Annotated in this window: 20 protein-coding genes; 5 read left to right on the plus strand and 15 right to left on the minus strand. The window is 30.4% G+C overall.

Annotation, left to right across the window (positions count from 1 at the left end):
- Window positions 1–76: 76 nt before the first annotated feature.
- Entirely contained in the window at window positions 77–871 is a 795-nt protein-coding gene (locus DQN46_RS07045) for a hypothetical protein (RefSeq protein ID WP_111743514.1), read from the plus strand.
- A gap of 21 nt (window positions 872–892) precedes the next feature.
- On the opposite strand, the gene DQN46_RS07050 is transcribed toward DQN46_RS07045, so the two are convergent.
- The 7 genes from DQN46_RS07050 to DQN46_RS07080 all read right to left on the minus strand — a co-directional run bounded on the left by DQN46_RS07050 (window position 893) and on the right by DQN46_RS07080 (window position 8,105).
- Entirely contained in the window at window positions 893–1,276 is a 384-nt protein-coding gene (locus DQN46_RS07050) for a RidA family protein (RefSeq protein WP_111743515.1), read from the minus strand.
- Between the two features lie 170 nt (window positions 1,277–1,446).
- Window positions 1,447–2,856 carry a peptide MFS transporter gene (locus DQN46_RS07055; RefSeq protein ID WP_111743516.1) on the minus strand — a complete coding sequence of 470 codons (1,410 nt, stop codon included), beginning with the start codon at window positions 2,854–2,856 and terminating at the stop codon, window positions 1,447–1,449.
- Window positions 2,857–3,107: 251 nt separating this feature from the next.
- Complete coding sequence (locus DQN46_RS07060; protein ID WP_004633377.1) at window positions 3,108–3,308, minus strand: cold-shock protein; 201 nt, start codon at window positions 3,306–3,308, stop codon at window positions 3,108–3,110.
- Window positions 3,309–3,647: 339 nt separating this feature from the next.
- Window positions 3,648–4,124, minus strand: a complete 477-nt coding sequence (gene rpoE / locus DQN46_RS07065; protein WP_111743517.1) for a DNA-directed RNA polymerase subunit delta — start codon at window positions 4,122–4,124, stop codon at window positions 3,648–3,650.
- 31 nt (window positions 4,125–4,155) lie between these two features.
- The gene (argS, locus tag DQN46_RS07070) at window positions 4,156–5,790 is read right to left on the minus strand and encodes an arginine--tRNA ligase (protein WP_111743518.1); all 1,635 of its coding nucleotides are present in this window, start codon (window positions 5,788–5,790) and stop codon (window positions 4,156–4,158) included.
- A gap of 17 nt (window positions 5,791–5,807) precedes the next feature.
- Window positions 5,808–6,188: a hypothetical protein gene (locus DQN46_RS07075; RefSeq protein ID WP_111743519.1), complete on the minus strand. Its 381-nt coding sequence runs from the start codon at window positions 6,186–6,188 to the stop codon at window positions 5,808–5,810.
- 3 nt (window positions 6,189–6,191) lie between these two features.
- Window positions 6,192–8,105 (minus strand): ABC-F family ATP-binding cassette domain-containing protein, encoded by a 1,914-nt coding sequence (locus tag DQN46_RS07080; RefSeq protein ID WP_111743520.1) that lies wholly within the window; start codon window positions 8,103–8,105, stop codon window positions 6,192–6,194.
- Between the two features lie 409 nt (window positions 8,106–8,514).
- Between DQN46_RS07080 and DQN46_RS07085 the strand changes: the two genes are divergently transcribed.
- Both DQN46_RS07085 and DQN46_RS07090 read left to right on the plus strand, forming a co-directional pair.
- Window positions 8,515–9,180, plus strand: coding sequence for a YdjY domain-containing protein (locus tag DQN46_RS07085; protein WP_111743521.1), 666 nt, complete (start codon window positions 8,515–8,517; stop codon window positions 9,178–9,180).
- 69 nt (window positions 9,181–9,249) lie between these two features.
- Window positions 9,250–10,437, plus strand: a complete 1,188-nt coding sequence (locus tag DQN46_RS07090; protein WP_004633389.1) for a TVP38/TMEM64 family protein — start codon at window positions 9,250–9,252, stop codon at window positions 10,435–10,437.
- A 60-nt stretch (window positions 10,438–10,497) separates the two neighbouring features.
- Here DQN46_RS07090 and DQN46_RS08850 read toward each other — a convergent pair whose 3' ends face one another.
- The 3 genes from DQN46_RS08850 to DQN46_RS07100 form a co-directional block, all read right to left on the minus strand.
- Window positions 10,498–10,629 (minus strand): hypothetical protein, encoded by a 132-nt coding sequence (locus DQN46_RS08850; RefSeq protein ID WP_263433187.1) that lies wholly within the window; start codon window positions 10,627–10,629, stop codon window positions 10,498–10,500.
- A 167-nt stretch (window positions 10,630–10,796) separates the two neighbouring features.
- Entirely contained in the window at window positions 10,797–13,406 is a 2,610-nt protein-coding gene (locus DQN46_RS07095) for an ABC transporter permease (protein ID WP_111743745.1), read from the minus strand.
- Between the two features lie 5 nt (window positions 13,407–13,411).
- Window positions 13,412–14,113, minus strand: a complete 702-nt coding sequence (locus DQN46_RS07100) for an ABC transporter ATP-binding protein (protein WP_004633394.1) — start codon at window positions 14,111–14,113, stop codon at window positions 13,412–13,414.
- A 197-nt stretch (window positions 14,114–14,310) separates the two neighbouring features.
- Here DQN46_RS07100 and DQN46_RS07105 point away from each other — a divergent pair, with 197 nt between their 5' ends.
- Both DQN46_RS07105 and rplS read left to right on the plus strand, forming a co-directional pair.
- Window positions 14,311–14,670, plus strand: a complete 360-nt coding sequence (locus DQN46_RS07105; RefSeq protein WP_004633395.1) for a Spx/MgsR family RNA polymerase-binding regulatory protein — start codon at window positions 14,311–14,313, stop codon at window positions 14,668–14,670.
- 137 nt (window positions 14,671–14,807) lie between these two features.
- Window positions 14,808–15,152: a 50S ribosomal protein L19 gene (rplS, locus tag DQN46_RS07110; protein WP_004633397.1), complete on the plus strand. Its 345-nt coding sequence runs from the start codon at window positions 14,808–14,810 to the stop codon at window positions 15,150–15,152.
- Window positions 15,153–15,263: 111 nt separating this feature from the next.
- Here the strand turns inward: rplS and DQN46_RS07115 are convergent, their stop codons facing one another.
- The 5 genes from DQN46_RS07115 to DQN46_RS07135 all read right to left on the minus strand — a co-directional run bounded on the left by DQN46_RS07115 (window position 15,264) and on the right by DQN46_RS07135 (window position 19,379).
- Window positions 15,264–15,563 carry a hypothetical protein gene (locus tag DQN46_RS07115; protein WP_111743522.1) on the minus strand — a complete coding sequence of 100 codons (300 nt, stop codon included), beginning with the start codon at window positions 15,561–15,563 and terminating at the stop codon, window positions 15,264–15,266.
- Entirely contained in the window at window positions 15,563–16,255 is a 693-nt protein-coding gene (locus DQN46_RS07120; RefSeq protein WP_004633401.1) for an N-acetylmannosamine-6-phosphate 2-epimerase, read from the minus strand. Before DQN46_RS07120 ends, DQN46_RS07115 begins: the two co-directional genes overlap by 1 nt.
- Window positions 16,256–16,259: 4 nt before the next feature.
- Complete coding sequence (locus tag DQN46_RS07125; RefSeq protein ID WP_004633403.1) at window positions 16,260–17,087, minus strand: carbohydrate ABC transporter permease; 828 nt, start codon at window positions 17,085–17,087, stop codon at window positions 16,260–16,262.
- Window positions 17,088–17,098: 11 nt separating this feature from the next.
- Window positions 17,099–18,004: a carbohydrate ABC transporter permease gene (locus DQN46_RS07130; RefSeq protein ID WP_004633405.1), complete on the minus strand. Its 906-nt coding sequence runs from the start codon at window positions 18,002–18,004 to the stop codon at window positions 17,099–17,101.
- A gap of 73 nt (window positions 18,005–18,077) precedes the next feature.
- Window positions 18,078–19,379, minus strand: coding sequence for an ABC transporter substrate-binding protein (locus DQN46_RS07135; protein WP_111743523.1), 1,302 nt, complete (start codon window positions 19,377–19,379; stop codon window positions 18,078–18,080).
- Window positions 19,380–19,381 lie beyond the last annotated feature (2 nt).

Genomic DNA, 19,381 nt, shown 5'->3' on the forward strand with positions numbered 1-19,381 from the left:
CACTCTATCTTGATTTTTCTTCTTAAACAGTATAAAATAAGGGGTATATAGACAACAGAAAGGAGCCTCAATATTATTGAAAAAATTTATTTCTATTCTAATCCCGATTTTATCAATATTTTTACTAGTGGGCGGAACATATTTCTATATTAATTCCGGGAGTAAAAACTTTAAAGAGGAACACTCTAAGTATTTGGCATTAATAAATGATAATCATGATTTTACGACTGGATTAAAAGGGTTAGAATCTCTTACTACAGAAAAAGCAAAAGAAACTTTAAAATATATCGATCAAGAAGTAGAAATTGCAAGCAATTTGAAAAATATTGATAATCAACTTAAAAATACTGATATAGATTTTGCCAAAGACTTACTTGAGGAAGCAAAAAAATTAGATACCAATAAAGTTTTTGACAAAGCCATTGCATATTTTAATACTAATATAGAAAACTATAATAAAGCTAAAAATGAAATTGAAGAATTAGATGAAACAGCGAATAATTTAGATGAACAAATAGAAAAAATTGTCAACAAATATCATTTTGATTATAGTAATATTCGTGATACTTTACTTGACTTAAATAACAAAAATAAAGCTGCACATACTCGCGATGGCAAAAAGAAAAATACGAACACAAAAAATAAAGAAGCATCTAGTAATAAAAAAACCTCTTCAAAACCTAATACTCAAATCCATCCACGCATCGTAGGTCAACAAGTACCTGAAACATATAATACTATTAGATTTACTCAAGAGGGTAGTACGAGTAGAAATATTATAGAAAACGAATTAAAAGGTGATATCGCAAATTTCACTAATGAGCAAATAGATGAAGCTATCGCAAGATACAATGCAAAAAACAATGGTTAGCAAACTGCTAACCATTGTTTTTTATTTTTCTACAGCAATTACTTCTATTTCTATATTACCGTTTAATGGTAAAGCTGCAACCTGGAAAGCTGATCTTGCAGGTAATACATCATTGAATTGTTCAGCGTATACTTTATTAACTTCTGCAAAATCTGCAATATCTTTTAGTAAAACTAATGTTTTTACAACATGATTCATTGAACTTCCCGCTTCTTCTAATATAGCTTGAATATTTTTAAATACTTGTTTAGCTTCTTCTAACACACCACCATCTACTAATTTTCCAGTTTCAGGATTAATTCCTAGTTGTCCAGAACAAAAAATAAGTTCTCCCACTTTATTAGCTTGAACATATGGTCCTATAGCCTTAGGAGCTTTTTCTGTATTTATTTTTTTAATTTCCATTTTAAAGTTCTCCTTTATCATTAATAACTTATATTATAAGGTATAAAATTATTTTACTCAAATAGAGTGAGCTATATCAACATACAGCTCACCCTTAAATTTTTCTATATATATACTAGAATAACAACTAAAGATTAACTCTCATATTTTTATAAGATACTAATACTTTATTATTCTCTTTCAGCTTCCGCAATAGCTTTAGCTTCTTCTTCTAATTTATCTATATGCATGAATTTATTCAAGTAACCTTTAAGCAAGATTAATATCACTCCTAAAACTATTACAACTCCACCGATGTATGTGAATACTTGTGTGTAATTTAATCTAACTGTTAGTTTTGCAAGATATCCTGAAATAATATTTGCTAATGAGAATGTTAGGTACCAAATACCCATTGCTAATGATGCGTATTTAGCTGGAGCAAGTTTATTAAACATCGCCATTCCGATTGGAGATAGGAATAATTCTCCTACTGTTAATAATACGTAAGTAAGTAAAATATAAAGTATATTAATTTTCAATCCACTTTCCACATTACCATTTATTGTGTTTAACCCAAAAATCATAACTACAAAAGCCAAACCAGAAATAATCATTCCTAGACCCATTTTAGTACCTGTATCCCAGTCACCACGTTTTGTTTTACTAAGTTTTACCCATAGAGCACCAAATGTTGGAGCTAATATAACACATAGCAATCCGTTGAATGATACTAACCATGGAGTTGGAATTGTCCATCCGAAAATTGTTCTATCTACTGCTTTTTGAGTAAGAATAGCAAATGATGTTTGCGTTTGGAACCAAGCTGACCAGAATAAAGTAGAGAATACGAACATAACAGCCATAGCTTTCATTCTATCTTTATCAATTTGAGTTAGTGGGTGGTTAACAGATTTTTTAGCCGTTTTACTTGCTGTTGGATATTTACCTTTATCTTTTATCCAAGTAGGTGCAAAAAATGCAAATACTACAAATTGTAAGAATGCAATAGCCGCTGCTACTAAGAATCCAACACGATATCCATAAGAAATGATTTTCCCATCATTAGCTACTTTTGCAAACCAACTATCTGTAACTAAACCAAAAATAATTGGACCAAATAAGCTACCAATATTAATTGCCATATAATAAATACTATATGCTGCATCCTTCATGGTTACTTGGTCACGTTCATAAAGCGCACCAACCATAGCACTAATATTTCCTTTACCAATCCCCGCTGCAACAAGTAATAATGCTAAGCTGGCAATAACTGTCCATAATGCACCAGTTGAGAAATATAAAGCTATGTAACCAAAGCAGCTGAATAATGTTCCTAATATAATAGATTTTTGAAGACCTAGATATTTATCTGCTAGCCATCCTCCAAGAAGGGCCATCATATACCCCGCTGCACCATAATATCCATATAGGGTCACGGCAAATCCTTTTTCAAGACCTAATCCACCTTCTGCTGTTCCTGTTGTGAAGAACAAAATTAGGAATCCTATAATTCCATAAGCATATAAATTTTGCATAACAGTAGTGATATTTACCAGATGAAGTCCCTTAGGATGTTTCATTTTCCCCGTTTTTTCCATACTATTATCCTCCTTAAATTTTTTATTATGTTTACGCTTTCATTATATACTATCTCTATTTTAAAATCAATCTGTTTCAAAATATCTTAATCAATAAAAATAATCTTTCTACATATATTTTACTATTTATTTTATATTAATCCTATCTAATGAAAATACTTAGCAATTTTATTTCTATTTAACATCTTTTTAAATTATAAAAAGAAACCCTATTTAATTAATAGGGTTTCTCATTATTATAACTACTAAAATTAAAGTACAACTACGTTAGCTGCTTGTGGTCCACGTGCACCATCTTCAACTTCAAATTCTACTTTATCGCCTTCTTTTAAAGTTTTAAAACCATCTTTTTGAATACTAGAGAAGTGAACAAATACATCTTTTTCACCTTCTACTGCGATAAATCCAAATCCTTTTTCTTCGTTAAACCATTTTACTGTACCTTGTTTCATAAGTTACAATCTCCTTTTATTTTAATTTATTATCAATAATCAATCGTATTCTTGCTGGCAAAGATAATAAATAAAATAAATGGGTCTTACTGTCGTTCACTTAAAAAACTTAAAATCTGTATTACAATTATTACTATATCTTTTATTGATTTTAATAATTATAACCTATATTACAAGTATAAGCAACTGAAAAGACTTTTAATTTCAAAATAATTTCACTTTTAAATTTTATAAGTCTCCAGCTTGTTTGTCTATAATAATTTATTTCTTATAAGAATTACTTTAGATTCTATTTCTAACTTTTAAAATTATAAAAAACCCCTAAGGGCTTTTATAATTTTAAAATTCTTCATCTTCACTCGTGATATTATATTTCGATACTATTCCATCATTATCAAAATCATAAACATCTTCATTTTCTTCCATATCTTCCTCTTCTACAAGAGCATCAACTTCATCATGAACATCTTCTTGTTCATCTTCTCCTAATTCTTCTAACTCTTCATCATCAATTTCAAATTTTTGAACACTTGGCTCAACAAAAGTTTTAATATCTTCTACAAATAAACTGTCGCGAAGTTTCCAACTTCCATCTTCTACACATATAAAACGTCCATCTAAGTTTAAATCTGTATAAAAATACGCTGCTTGTGATGAAAATTCTTCTTCATCAACACCTCTTAGAGGCTTAATATAATCTAAAAAATCATAAATATTTAATTTTTCAATATTTTCTTCTACCATATATGCATAGCATAAGTCAACTAATGACATCGCCTTTACTTGTTCTGTGCTTAATTCATTTAATTTTACCATCTATAAAATAATTCCCTTCATCAAAATATATCTACATTTTTTCCGGAGCTGAAACCCCGATTAATTCCAAAGCATTTCTTAAAGTTATTTTTACAGCTGTTATTAACGCTAAATAACTTTGTGTTTGTTCTGCATTCTCTGTTATAACTTTATTGTTATTGTAGAACTTATGGAATGCACTCGCTAAATTCTGCAAATAGTTGCATATTCTGTGCGGCTCATAATTAGTTGCCGCTTGCGCCACTATTTCTGGATAATAGGCCAATGTTTTTAGTAATTCTACTGAATATTCATCTGTTAACAACTCATAATCACACTTATCTAAATTATAATTTTCTTGTTCTGCTGCCTGGCGTAAAATTGAACAAATACGCGCATGAGCATATTGAACATAATATAGTGGATTATCACTTGATTGTTCCTTAGCCACAGCAAAATCAAAGTCTAAGTGACTATCTGCACTTCTCATTACCAAGAAATATCTAGCTGCATCTGCTCCTACTTCATCAATTAGGTCACGAAGAGTAATAGCCTTACCTGTTCTCTTACTCATCTTAACTACTTCACCATTATTTAAAAGTTGCACCATTTGCATAATAAGAACTTCTAACTGATCAGCTTTATACCCCATCGCAACAATACTCGCTTTAAGACGAGCGATATAACCATGATGATCAGCTCCAAGTACATCTATTAATAAATCAAACCCACGATCTAGTTTATTTTTGTGGTAAGCAATGTCACTTGTTAAGTATGTAAGTGTACCATCAGCTTTAATAAGAACACGGTCTTTATCATCACCTGTTCCTAGTGCTGTTGTCTCTAACCAAAGAGCTCCATCCTTTTCATAAACAAATCCTTGTTCACGTAAAGAAGCCATAGCTTTATCTACTAAGCCATCTTCATATAGTGATTTTTCACTAAAATAAACATCATACTCTAGACCAAAATCACCTAAATCTTTTTTAATATTATCCATTTCATACGCAACCGCATAGTCACGAATAAAACTCTCTAAATCTTCTCTTTCTAGTAATGAATCTGAAAATTCATCTTTTAATTTTTGTCCTAGTAATTTTATATCTTCTCCATGATATGCATCTTCTGGCATTTCCGCTTCTAATCCTAAAGCTTGTTTGTAACGAACTATCGCTGAAATTACTAAGTTATTAATTTGGTTTCCTGCGTCATTTATATAATATTCACGTGAAATATCATATCCTGATTTTTTCATAATTCTAGCTAATGAATCTGAATATGCGGCATTTCGAGCATGCCCTACATGAAGAGTTCCTGTTGGATTAGCAGATACATACTCTAAAAGAACTTTCTTACCTTGCCCTGTATTATTTTCTCCATATTTACAATCATCTGCTAGAATTTTCTGAATTATACTTCCTAAACTTGATTTTTTTACATAAAAGTTAATAAATCCTGGTCCTGCAATTTCTACCTTCTCTACCGCATCATCTGCAGGAATATTTGCTATTATTTCCTCGGCAATAACTCGTGGATTTTTTCTCAATACCCTCGTTAATTGCATTGCAACATTAGAAGAAAAATCACCATTATCAGTATTTTTAGGTGTTTCTACATAGATATCAACTCCATCTATTTCCAATGTTTTCAAGGAATTTTGTAGCAATTCTACTATTTTGTTTTTCACTAAAGTAACCTCCTTACTTAATTACCACTATTTTTCACTAATATTTTCAATTTATTTTGTTGTTTTTCTTGATCAAAAAATATATTATAAATAATCTCATGCATAACTAGATTATTTCTTGCCAGTTTATTTATTTTTACGAGCTGAGTATCTAATTTCATAATGCCATAAACCGTTGTATAGTCACTACTTTTACGACTATATTCTATAGACATTTTTGAATTGTCTTTCTCTATACTAACACTTTCTTTCATTTTGTCAATAAAAATTTTTATTTTTTTCTTATTTTTGTCAATATATTGTATTTTTTCATAAGTATTTGCTACTATATATTCTCCTACATACTTTTCTTCAAGTGCTTTTTCATTATCTACATATGTTGTTATTTTTATTTCCATATTTTATTGTATACTTTCTAATTCTTCCTCTATTTCTAGCCACGAATTATTCTTTTCCTCTAGTTCCGAAGTTAATTTTTTTAACTTTCCATTCCATTCCTGCGTTTTAACCGCATCAGTATAGACCTCTTCTTTCATTAACTCTTCGTTAACTATTTTAATCTTACTCTCTAATTCGTCAATTTGCACAATAAGTTCATCGCGAGTTCTCTCTAACTTCCTTATACGGCGTTTTTCTTCTTTACTCAGAACATAATCATTTACTTCTTTAACAACTGCTTCAGCAATTTTTTCTTCTTTTAATCTCTTAGCGATTTTTTCCTGCTCGCGCTTTTCCAAGTAGTAATCGTAATTTCCTAAGTATATATTATATCCCTCTTCTGTGATATCAAAAACTTTATTAGCTATTTTATTAATAAAGTATCTATCGTGGCTGACAAAAAGAATAGTTCCTTCGTAGTTTTCAAGCGCTTCTTCTAAAACTTGTTTACTAGTTATATCAAGATGGTTAGTCGGCTCATCTAGTATTAATAAGTTATTTTTTTCTAGCATTAGTTTTGCAAGTTCCAATCTAGCTTTTTCACCACCTGATAAATCTCTTACGATTTTAAGAACATCGTCACCTCTAAATAAGAAGCGCCCTAGTACTGTTCTTACTTCCGCTTCTTTCATAAGAGGATACTCATCCCAAAGCTCATTTAAAATAGTCTTTGATGATTCGAATTCTGCTTGTTTTTGATCATAGTAACCTAATGATACTTTGCTTCCATATTGAATGTTTCCACCAAGTTTTTTTTGTTTTTTTGCAATAGTCTTAATCAAGGTAGATTTTCCTATACCATTTTTTCCTACAATGGCTAGTCTGTCTCCTTTATAGACTGAAAAATTATATTTTTGACCTACTTGTTCCTCGTAACCAACCTGTAAATCGTTAATTATTAGTACATCCCGTCCGCTCTGTTCTTTAATTCTAAATTCTATATTAGCTGCTTTATCATCTTTTCTAGGATTATCGATAATCTCCATCTTATCCAAGACTTTTTGGCGACTTTTTGCCATCTTACTAGTAGAAGCTCTAGCTATATTCTTTTGAACGAACTCTTCAAGACGTTTTATATCTTTTTGCTGGCTAACATATTCTTTTAAATTCTTTTCGTAATCTTCTTCATATTGGCGTAAGAAATTAGAGTAATTTCCTACATACTTCTTCAATTTACCAAATTCTAAATTATAAACAACATTGACCACCTTATCAATAAAATATCTATCATGACTAACTATAACTATCGCTCCATTGTAAGATGATAAATAATTTTCTAACCATGCAACATTTTCCATATCAAGATGGTTAGTCGGTTCGTCTAATATTAATAAATCTGGTTCACTTAAAAGAAGTTTCGCCATTGATAACCTGGTTTTTTCTCCACCAGAAAAAGTACTTATTTTTTTATCAAAAACTTCTTTATCAAAATCTAATCCATACAAAACACTATCTATTTTACTTTTATAATGATAATCTTTATGTGTTAAAACTTGATTTTGCAATCTATCATATTTATCTAATAACCCTGGGTTGTTTTCTATATTTTCTGAAGTTAATTCATGCGATATTTTCTCTAACTCTTTTTCAAGTTCTATAATCTCATTAAAACAAGTTATCATTTCTTCATATATAGATAAATCTTCTCTTACTATAAATTCTTGTGATAAATAACCTATTGTTGTATCTTTTGAAACAGTTCTTTCTCCATTATCAAAATCAATTTCACCAGAAATAATTTTTAGCAATGTACTCTTCCCTGCTCCATTACGCCCTACAATAGCAACTCTATCTTTATCATTGATTTCCATTTTAACATTAGAAAAAACTTCATTAACTACGAAGTTCTTTGTTACATTGTTTAGCTGAATTAACACACTCTATCTCCTTTCTTTATTTTTCATTTTTCACCATAACTGAAATATTATATCATAATACACTTTAAAACGCTAATATTCACAACACTTTTCCTCAAATTTTAGTTTTATTTTAATTGATATTTATTCTCAGTTAATTTCTAGAAAGTCAATTTTATTTTTTATATTTCTAAATATAATTTTTATATAATTTTATTTAAGTTCTACTTAATATCTTTTTTTAATAAACTTAATAAATACATCACTTTTCCTGCAAATAGTTATAAGAAAATATTTATTGTTGGCTTTTCTCTTTATTCTAACTTAGTATGCTATAAACTTGTTATTTTCCCATATTTTATTGTTACAAACTTATTAAAATGTTATAATACAAATATAAAAATTATTATTTTTGGAGGAGCTTTTTATTATGAAACTTAAAAAATTATTATCAGTTTTTATAGCTGCAGGATTAGTTTTTACAGCAGCAGGATGCGGTAGCAAATCATCTTCAAATGAACCAGCTGACTTTGTAGCAGGGGTATCACTAGATAAACCATTAAAAGTTGATAAAGAAGCCGGAACTGTTACAGTTCTTACTAAAGTTAATGGTAAATATTTTAATGAACCTACTCGCCACAACTCTGTAGAACAAAGTGGAACAAATGGTGCTAAATCTGTTTTCACTGCATATGTTAAACCTGAAGATTTCTACAATGCTCTTATCGAAATCGGTGCTAAACCAGGGGAAAACATGACTATGAATAATGCTACTACTACTCACGTTGAAGGTACACCTATAAAAGTTGAAGTAACTTGGAAAGGTGCTGGAAGAAACTATGATATAAATGAAGTAGTAAAAGATAGCAACGGTAAACAAATCAACTTCCGTTTCGGTGGAAACTTAGCTATGGCTAAAGAAAAAAACACTGGTTGCTTATCTTGTTTAGATAGCTGTCCAGTAGGTATTATCTCTAATGATGCTTATACTTATGGAGCGGTAGAAACTAGAAAAGAAGTTAAATTCACTGGTATTGACAATGTTCTTCCTGAAGATGGAGCATATATCGCAACTATTTACAGTATAAAAAAATAGACACCTAACAATAGTCAGAGTTGAATCAATACTCTGGCTATTGTATAAATAAAGCTTAGGAGAGATTTAATGAAACGTTTAAGATTATTATTTTATTTTACAAGTGTCGGTATCGCAATTGGATACTTCTTCGCATTTCTATTGTTCTTCTTTGTTCAATTTGAAATGTTAGCCGACCAAACTCTTGTTATATTTGTTTGGACAGTTTATGGAATTATGACCGGATTATATTTCAAACGTATTAATCGCAAATACACATTCTTTATTATAGAAGGTATTATTATTGGGGCTGCTCTTATTACTGGGAAAACTACCACCTTACTTTATATAGCGCGTGAAGTACTACACGCTGGTAGCTTGAGTCAGATAAAAGTTCCTTTCTTAATTGGTTTAGCAATTGTCAACTTAATCAATATTTACATTATTATGACTCTTCCTAAATACCAAAAAGTTTACACTAAAGAAGAAAGAAAAGCTTTAAAAGAAAAAGAAGTTAAACTTAGTGACCTTCGTGAAGTAAACCCAGAAGAACTGAAAAAAGAAAAAGCTCAACGCAAAACAGCTCGTTATATCACTATTGCTGCTTTTGCTATTTTCTTCTTAGTTTACTTTACTGTTCCAAGTTTCAAACAAGGTATTAATACAGCATTCGCTACTTTATCACAATTTGATACTAATGCAGTTATTGAATATTTACGAGGTTGGGGAGCTTGGGCTGCTGTTGTTTCTAGTATCCTTATGGTTCTACAATCTGTTGCCGCACCTATTCCAGCATTCTTAATTACTTTATCTAATGCTGCAATCTTCGGCTGGGTTATTGGAGCTATTCTTTCTTGGTCATCAGCTATGGTTGGAGCTGCTGTATGTTTCTACATTGCGAGAGGACTTGGTCGTGACGTTGTTGAAAGATTAACAAGTAAAGGAGCTATGGCAAGTATAGACGTATTCTTCGAACGTTATGGTGATAAAGCTATCCTTATATGTCGTCTATTACCATTCGTATCATTCGACTTTGTAAGTTATGCTGCAGGTCTTACTAACATGGGATTCTGGAGATTCTTTATTGCAACAGGGATCGGTCAACTTCCAGCAACAATCGTTTACTCTTATGTAGGCGGAACATTATCTGGTGGTGTCCGTAACTTATTTATCGGACTAATGTGCTTATTTGCATTATCTATCGTTATCGGTATTATGCAAAGGGTTTATAATGATAAGCATAAAAAAGAAGAAGAACTTAAAGCTTCTGAAAACTAATAAATTCAAAAAGAATTCGAAGAAATCATAATTATTTCTTCGAATTCTTTTATTCTTAATTTATATAGATAATCCTTTTTGTGTTAGTCGTTTTAAAAAGAAGAAATTCTCTAAATCGATAATTATCTCGTCTCTTTCAAAATTCAACCTAGGATCTATGTATACCTCAAAATCATCAACCTCATATTTCATATAAGTATCTCTAATAAAGTTTTCTATTGTTGAAACCTCAACAGTTCTATTTACTCTACCACCTCAGCAAAATTGCTCGTAATAGATACAAATTATTTGTTTTTTATTTTGTGCTTTTAAAAATTGCTGTGCTTTTTCTGTAATTCTTATTTCCATACTATATACCTCTATTCTATCGCTTTTAGCGATTCTACCATATTTACTTTTTTTAATCTTCTATGCATTATAGCCATAACAAATATTATTATTACTAATGTTACTCCAGTTGATAATGCATATACTGCAATAGGCACCCTACTACTAAACATCATAGTTCTACTTGCTAATTCTAATATTATTTTCAAGTATAGTCTGTACGCTATATAATTACCAATAACAATACCTATTATGCTCAAATAAAATATCTCCCTAAATACGTAAATTGTTACTTCACGCGGATAAAAACCAAGAACTTTAATTGTTGATAATTCTCTTTGACGTTCTGAAACATTAACATTTATTAAATTATAAAGCACCACAAGCGCAAGGGCTAATGAACATAAGACCATAACAACAACTATTATATCTAATCCACTAATAAAATTATCAAGATTTTCTTGGATTTTTGAATTATCACTCACATTCACTACATAGGGATTATCTTGAAGTTTACTCGCCATTTTTTCTACTTCATCTGAATTATTCATTTTTATTATAAAACTATTGTCAGAGTATGTTTTATCAAATACTTTAGAAAAGTATTCTCTATCCATATATAAGATATTCCCAAAATAATTTTTATTAATGGCTCCTATCTTTAATGTATATTCTTTTTCATTTATAATAACTTTGAAATTATCACCTACTGATAAATTATATAAATAGGCTAATTTTTCATTTATTACAATGGAATCTTTAGGTAATTCTATATTACTTCTATTATCCATTAACGTTATATAATCTTTATAATTATTTCTATCTAAGGTTACTAATTGAGCTGTATCTAATACCTCATTATTTTTTTCTACTGTAGCTTTTTGAACATTGACCTTCGTAAAGTTTTCTACATTAGAATTGCTTCCTATTTCTTTAGAAATCTTATCGATGTCTTCTTTTTCTGCATAAGGGTTATACGTCGCTAAAACATCAATTTTATTAATTATTTTAAATTGTTCATTAGAAATATCTATAACACCAAAACGAATAGCAAATCCAATAAACATTAATGTCAGACACCCCATAACCCCAAATATAGTCATAAACATACGAACTTTATAACGAAAAATATTTCTAAAGGTTACTTTCCTTAAAAATGATAACCTCTTCCAAATAAAACTTACATTTTCTAAAAATATTCTACTTCCACTACTAGGTGCTTTAGGACGTAATAAATAAGCACTTCTTTCTTTAAGATTTTTCCGAAGTGGGATAAACACCGCCAATAATATACACAAAATAGATATTAAAAATGCTAAGGCTATGATGTGTAAATTATAAACTATATACGGTTCTTTCAGTGTAAAAAATCTCGAATATGAATTATATATTATTGGAACAATAACTAAATACCCTGCAATAATCCCTAGAATTGTTCCTATTACAGTTGACACTCCGCCGTAAATATAATATTTTTTAAAAATATCTCTATTAGAATATCCTAATGCTTTCAATGTTCCTATACTGGTTCTATTTTCATCTACCATTCTAGTTAGGGTTGTCAATGATACTAAAACAGATACTGAAAATAAAAATATTGAAAAGACATTCGCCAAGAATGATAAACTTCCTGCTGAATCAATAAACTCTGCATAATGAACCAATCCTCTAATATTTTCAACATTAAACCTAGGATAATTAGTTTCCTCAAATGCCCTTTTAGAAACTTCCAATTTTTTTTTATTATCTTGTAATTGTTTTTTCGCTTCATTCAATTTTGAACTTTGTTCAGCATATCTTTGGATATCAACGTTTTTTAACAGTTCTAATCTCTCCAAATTAGAGGCTAATTCCTTTTCTATAGAAGCTAATCTTTCTTCGCTCTCTTTAATTTTTTGAGATGTGTTAGACTTATAATTTTTTTCATCAACTAGTTTTCTTTCCTTTAATATATCTATAAGTTGATCGCGACTCTTATTAACTTCTTCTATATATTTTCTATCGCTATATTTATATGATATACCTTTTAGCTTTATATTAACTCCTGTTTCATTATCAAATTGAAAATTTTCTCTATTTATATAGCCAAAATAACTATTATTTGTAGGATTATTACTTGATACTTCAGTATGATCTGCACCATGGACATACCCTACAACTTTATATGAATAATTCTTTAATTTTTTTTCTTCGCTTTTATCATCTACTAAGTTTATAGTATCGCCAATTTTATAAGTTTTTTCCAATGAATCTACTACGGCTATCTCATTATTAGTTGTAGGTAATTTCCCCTTAATTACCTTCGGTGTAGCTAATTCTTTTGGTAGAGTCTCTATATCAATACTATTAGTACTATTTTCTAGCTTATAATTTTTTTTGTTATATGTTTCTAGTTTATCTATATTTTCTAATTTTCTTATTTCTTCAATATCACCATTATTGATTCCAAAGTTATTAGTTACCCTTAAATCATATATATTATGTTGTTCTAATGTCTTATTATAGGTATTTACCATCGCTGGTGTTGTTTCTTTAAGCCCTATAAAAACAAAAACACCTAAAAACATTATAATCATAATTGATACAAATTTAGATTTTGTTTTTGAAATTTCTCGTATTATATCTTTATTTAATGCTCTCATAACTTCTACCACTCAATTTCATCTATATTTTTCGGTATTTGATTAACAAAAACACTCTTTACTTTTGCATCATAAATTTCTATTACTTTATCCGCTGTTTGCGCTATTGAACTATTATGAGTAATTACTATAACGGTTTTTTTCTCGTTTTTGCAATATTCTTTTAAAATTTTTAAAATATTCTTCCCTGTTTTATAATCCAAAGCTCCAGTAGGCTCATCACAAAGTAATATTTTAGGATTTTTAGCAATCGCACGCGCTATCGCTACACGTTGTTGCTCTCCTCCAGAAATTTGGCTTGGAAAATTATTAACCCTGTTTTCTAAACCAACTAATTTTAAAATCTCTAATGCATCTTTAGATTTTTTTACTATTTGATTAGCTAATTCTACATTTTCTAAAACACTAAGATTAGGTATTAAATTATAAAATTGAAACACAAAGCCAATATCTTGTCGACGGTATTCAGTCAAATCTTTTTCATCAAGTCCAACTATTTCTTTACCAAAGACATTCACACTTCCAGAAGTAGCACTGTCCATTCCACCTAGTATGTTTAATAAGGTACTCTTCCCTGCTCCGCTAGGACCAAGGATAACGACAAACTCACCTTCTTCTATTTCAAAACTGAGTCTGTCATTAGCCATGACTTTATTATCAGATGCTCCATATTCCTTTACTAAATCACTAACTATTATCTTTCTCATACCTCTTACTCCTTTGTGTCTTTATTATATTATATCATAATAGCCTGTTAATCCTCTTGACAGATGCTTTTAAACCGAGGAAAAACATTTAAAAATTCATCTTAAACAGATTTCTTTACATGAATATTTAATAGTATTATAATAACAAAGACCTATAATTTAAATTTACTAAAAAAACTTGAAAGGAGGCTTGTATTGTGCTTTATATTTATGAATACCCTACATGCTCAACATGTAAAAAAGCTAAAAAATTATTAACTACTCACAACATAGAAGCTACATACTTTAATGTAAAAGAAGCTACACCAACAGTTGATACTTTTAAAAAGATAATTGAGACTTTTGATTTACCACTAAAAAAACTATTTAATACAAGTGGATTGGTATATAAAGAACTGGATCTTAAAAATAAACTGGATACTTTATCACTTGATGAAGCATTAGAATTATTACATAATAATGGTATGTTAATAAAACGCCCGCTTGCTTTTGACTTTGAAAATGATATCTTATTATTAGGTTTCAAAGAAGAAACTTGGGAAACTGCACTTTTATAAGAAAAATAATATAATTTCTATTGCTATTTGATATAAAAAATGTTATAATTGAGAAGATGTGAAAACATTAAATTACGATGTTCCTCTGTTAATCAAGTATTAGTAATGAGCATTTTGTAAAAAAAGGAGAAAGAAAAATGAGCAAAATCATTGAAGCGATCACTAAATCGCAATTAAGAACAGACATTCCTGAATTTAAAGCTGGGGATACAGTAAGAGTACACGTTCGTATCGTTGAAGGTGGACGTGAGCGTATCCAACAATTCGAAGGAGTAGTTATCAAACGTCGTGGTGGAGGAATCTCTGCTACTTATACTGTACGTAAAATTTCAAACGGTGTTGGGGTTGAAAGAACATTCCCTGTTCACACTCCAAAAGTTGAAAGAATTGAAGTTGTACGTAAAGGTAAAGTTAGACGTGCTAAATTATACTACCTACGTAACTTACGTGGTAAAGCTGCTCGTATCAAAGAAATTCGATAATAAGAGTATAAATAAAAGTCCTATTACTATATGTTTTAGGACTTTTATTTTATTTATATAATAACAAGGTACTTATATAACAAATGTTATATAAGTACCTTGTTTTAATCTTTACCTACTTTTTATTTTTTGTTTTATCCTTCTATATAGATATACTATTATATTCATTACAATACTAGCAAATACCACCGGCATATATACGTTTAAAACCGATGCCCCAACTTCTTTACCTTGTATCATTTTGAAATATATACCTAAAGCTAATACTATTAAGGCCACAGCATTTATTAAAAGTGGAGATAACCACAATTTTTTAAAAGCAATATTCAGAATATGCGTTATAAACCATGATCCTAATATATACCATTTACTATATGTATACCAATATGCAAGTAGATACAAAATATACATTATTTAAGCTCCGCTAAAAATCTTGAGGTGATTTCTTGGGGCCTTGTTATAGCTCCACCTACTACCATGCAATGAGCACCAGCTTCTAACGCAGCTTTTGCTTCTTTTGGTTCATGAATTTTTCCTTCAGCTATAACTGGTATTTTTACATTTTTCACTATTTCTTTTACTAAACTAGGATCAAATTTTTTTGATACTGTAGTATATGGTGTGTAGCCATTCATTGTAGTCCCAACAAAATCTACCCCTGCTTTTTCTGCTTCAATAGCTTCTTCTAGATTTGAGATATCCGCCATAAGAACTATGTTTGGATATTTTTCTTTTATCTCTTTAACAAACTCGCTTGGTGTTTTTCCATCTCCACGCTCTCTATTTGTACAATCAAGCGCTATGATATCAGAACCTGCTTCTACAAGTTTATCTACTTCATCCATAGTAGCTGTTATATATGTTGCATACCCTGGATAAGATTTTTTAATTATTCCAATAACTGGTAAATTCGTTTGTTCTTTTATTTGTTTTATATCTACAATGCCTTGAGCTCGAATAGCTTTTACCCCAGCATTTTTTGCTGCCTGGGCCATAAGGCACATTACTCCACCTTCTTCACGATAAAGAGGCTCTCCTGGTAATGCTTGACAAGAAACTATAAGCTCTCCACGCAGATATTCATATAATTCTTTTTTATCCATAATCTTATCCTTTCACGGCTCCCAAAGTAACCCCTTGAGTAAAGTAATTTTGGAAACAAATAAACACAATTATCATTGGTAGAGATGCAAGTGATGCCCCTGCCATTAATAAACCATAGTCATTTGAGAACTCTTGACCTTGAGCTAAAGCTGCAAGACCTAGTGGTAATGTTGACATATCAGGTGTATTAGAGAAAATAAGTTGAGAGAAGTAATCGTTCCAGCTAGCGATAAATGTGAAAATCGCTAATGCCCCTATACCTGGTTTAATAATAGGTAATGCAATATTTGTAAATGTTCTAACTTCACCACAACCATCAATTCTTGCAGATTCAAGTAATTCACGAGGAATAGCTTGAGAGAACTGTCTCATTAAGAATACCCCAAAAGGCCATCCTACTGCTGGTAATATTAATGCATAGTAAGTATTCATTAAACCAAATTCAGTAATTAAGTTTAATAAAGGAATTAAAATAACTTGTTTTGGTAATGCCATAGCTGCAACAAATACCATAAATATTACTTTCACCCCTGGGAATTGTTTTTTAGCTAACGCATACCCTGCTAATGCAGATGTTATACACACTAAAAGTGTTGTCATAACTGAGATAAATACTGAGTTAAAGAACCATCTTAGTGTATTTGGTGTGAATAATTTTCCATAGTTTTCTAATGTTGGAGATGTTGGCCACCATTCTGGCGGAATAGTAATCGCCACATCTTGTAGTTTAAACGATCCTGTAGCTATCCAATAAAACGGGAAGATAAAGAATATCGTTAAACCTAATAATATAATCATAGATACGATTTTAAAAATACTAATATTTTTCATGCTTCTTCCTCCTAATCATCTTCGCTAGATAAGAATTTGAATTGTAGGATAGAGATTATACCTATAATAACTGCAAGTATAATACCCATCGCACTTGCAACACCATGGTTACCATTCTTAATAGCTGCTTCATATACTAAATACATGATTGTACTTGTTCCATAGTTTGGTCCTCCTGCTGTTAAAAGCTGGATTAACGCAAAGATCTGGAATGAGTTAATTGTTGTCACAACAACAATATATAATGTTGTAGGCTTAATTAAAGGCCAAGTTATTTTTGTAAATACTTGCCACTTAGTTGCACCATCAATTTCTGATGCTTCTAATAGTTCTTTTGGAACGTTACCAAGCGCTGCAACATATAGAATTATTGGTTGACCTAATGATGTTGTAATAAGTATCGTTATAATCGCATATAATGCAGTTTTAGGGTTACCTAACCAGTCAACATTTTCACTAATCAAATGCATAGATTTAAACACATAGTTTAAAATACCATATTCTGGGTGATAAATCCATGCCCATACAACTGTTACTGATACTACTGATGAAATAGCAGGAATATAGAATACTCCACGGAAGAACGATCTTACAACCGCACTCTTATTATAAATAGTTACTGCAACAAAAATCGATACAACAACTACTATTGGTACTGCCACTACTGTTACAATAACCGTATTAATAAGAGATTTCATAAATGGTTCATGAATTGTTGCTCCATTACCACTGAAAAGCAAATCTGAATAGTGTTTTAAGCCAACGAACACTGGGTTCTTTTTGGCAAAACTATATAATGACAATTGTAATCCACGCAACATTGGAACTAAAACAAATGTTATAAAAAACAAACTAACTGGCAGTATAAACAAATATGCGCTGAAGTCTATTTTTCTTTTTTTCTTTATAGCTTTCATAGGACCTCCTCAAATATATCAATTATTTTATATAAAGAAGGGATAGAAGCAAGTCTATCCCTTCATCGTCAAATTATAATGCTTCTTTTATAGTTTTATTTGCATCTGCTACAAATTTATCTAAACCTTCTTTAGGTGTAGTTTTTCCATTTAACACACCTTGAACCATGTTGAACCATAGAGGTCTCATTTTAGCAAATCCAGGTATTGTGTTGTAGTAAGGTCCAAATTGATCTGTTAAACCTTCTGCAAATTTAAGTTCTTCTGAATCGTATAATCCTTTTTCGTCCTTCTTAGCTGAAAAGTTACCAGAAGCTAATAGAGTACGTTTACCCCAATCTTTATCATTAACCATGAAGTCAACGAATTTCTTAGCTGCTGCTGCTTTATCTGCATCTCCGTTATCAAAGATAGCTGGTCCAGCTACTAAATATTCATATTGAGCTTTTCCACTATTGTTAGGGAAAGGTAAGAATTTGTAGTTGAATCCACTAGCGTGTGATGCTGCTGTACCTGGAGAGAATAAGATTGTAGTTGCTGCTCTTCCTGATTTAAACGCTTCTAATGCATCTTTAGCTTCTAATGCAACACCTTGTCCTAATAGACCTTCATCGTAAGCTTTTTTAACCCACTCTAATCCTTTAACACCATTTTCATCGTTAATAGTGTATTTAGAAATCTCTTTGTCCGTCATCCATGAGTTGAAAAGGTTAGAAACAAATGCTCTTGGTCCTTGGTCTCCTGCTTGTGATTTAGTATAGAATAAAGCTGGTGTAACGTTTGGATCTTTTGCTTTAACAGCTTTTAAGAATTTTTCATATTCTTCTACTGTCCAGTTTCTACCTGGTTTGTCTAAAGGTAGTAAGTTTGTTACTCCAAGTTTGTCAGTTAAATCTTTGTTAACACCCATTAAGAATGGTGCTACCCCTTGTGGGTACATGTAAAGTTTATCTTTGTAACTTGAAGCTTTAACTGCTGCTTCGTTTAATTTTGATTTATCTACATCATCTAGAGGTAATAATAAATCTTTTGCTGCCCAAGCGATAACACGTCCTGGAGCATCGTAAATTACGTCTGGAGCAGTTTTAGATTGAATTGCTGTTTCAATCTTAGCAGGTCCATCTGTAAATTCAATTTTTTGATAATTTACTTTAATATTAGGATGTTTAGCTTCGAATGCTTTGATTAATGCTGCATCAAAATCCTCTGTTTTAGTAAATTCTTTATCTTTTGTAAATTGAGGGAAATCCCAGTAAGTAATTTCTACTTTTTTATTAGGATCTGCTTTTTGTTCCTCTTTTTTTCCTCCTACACACCCTGTAAGAATTAATGCAGTCGTAGTCGCTGCAACTAACAGTTTGTTTATCTTTCTCATAA

Source organism: Gemella morbillorum (genome assembly GCF_900476045.1).
Classification (GTDB): domain Bacteria; phylum Bacillota; class Bacilli; order Staphylococcales; family Gemellaceae; genus Gemella; species Gemella morbillorum.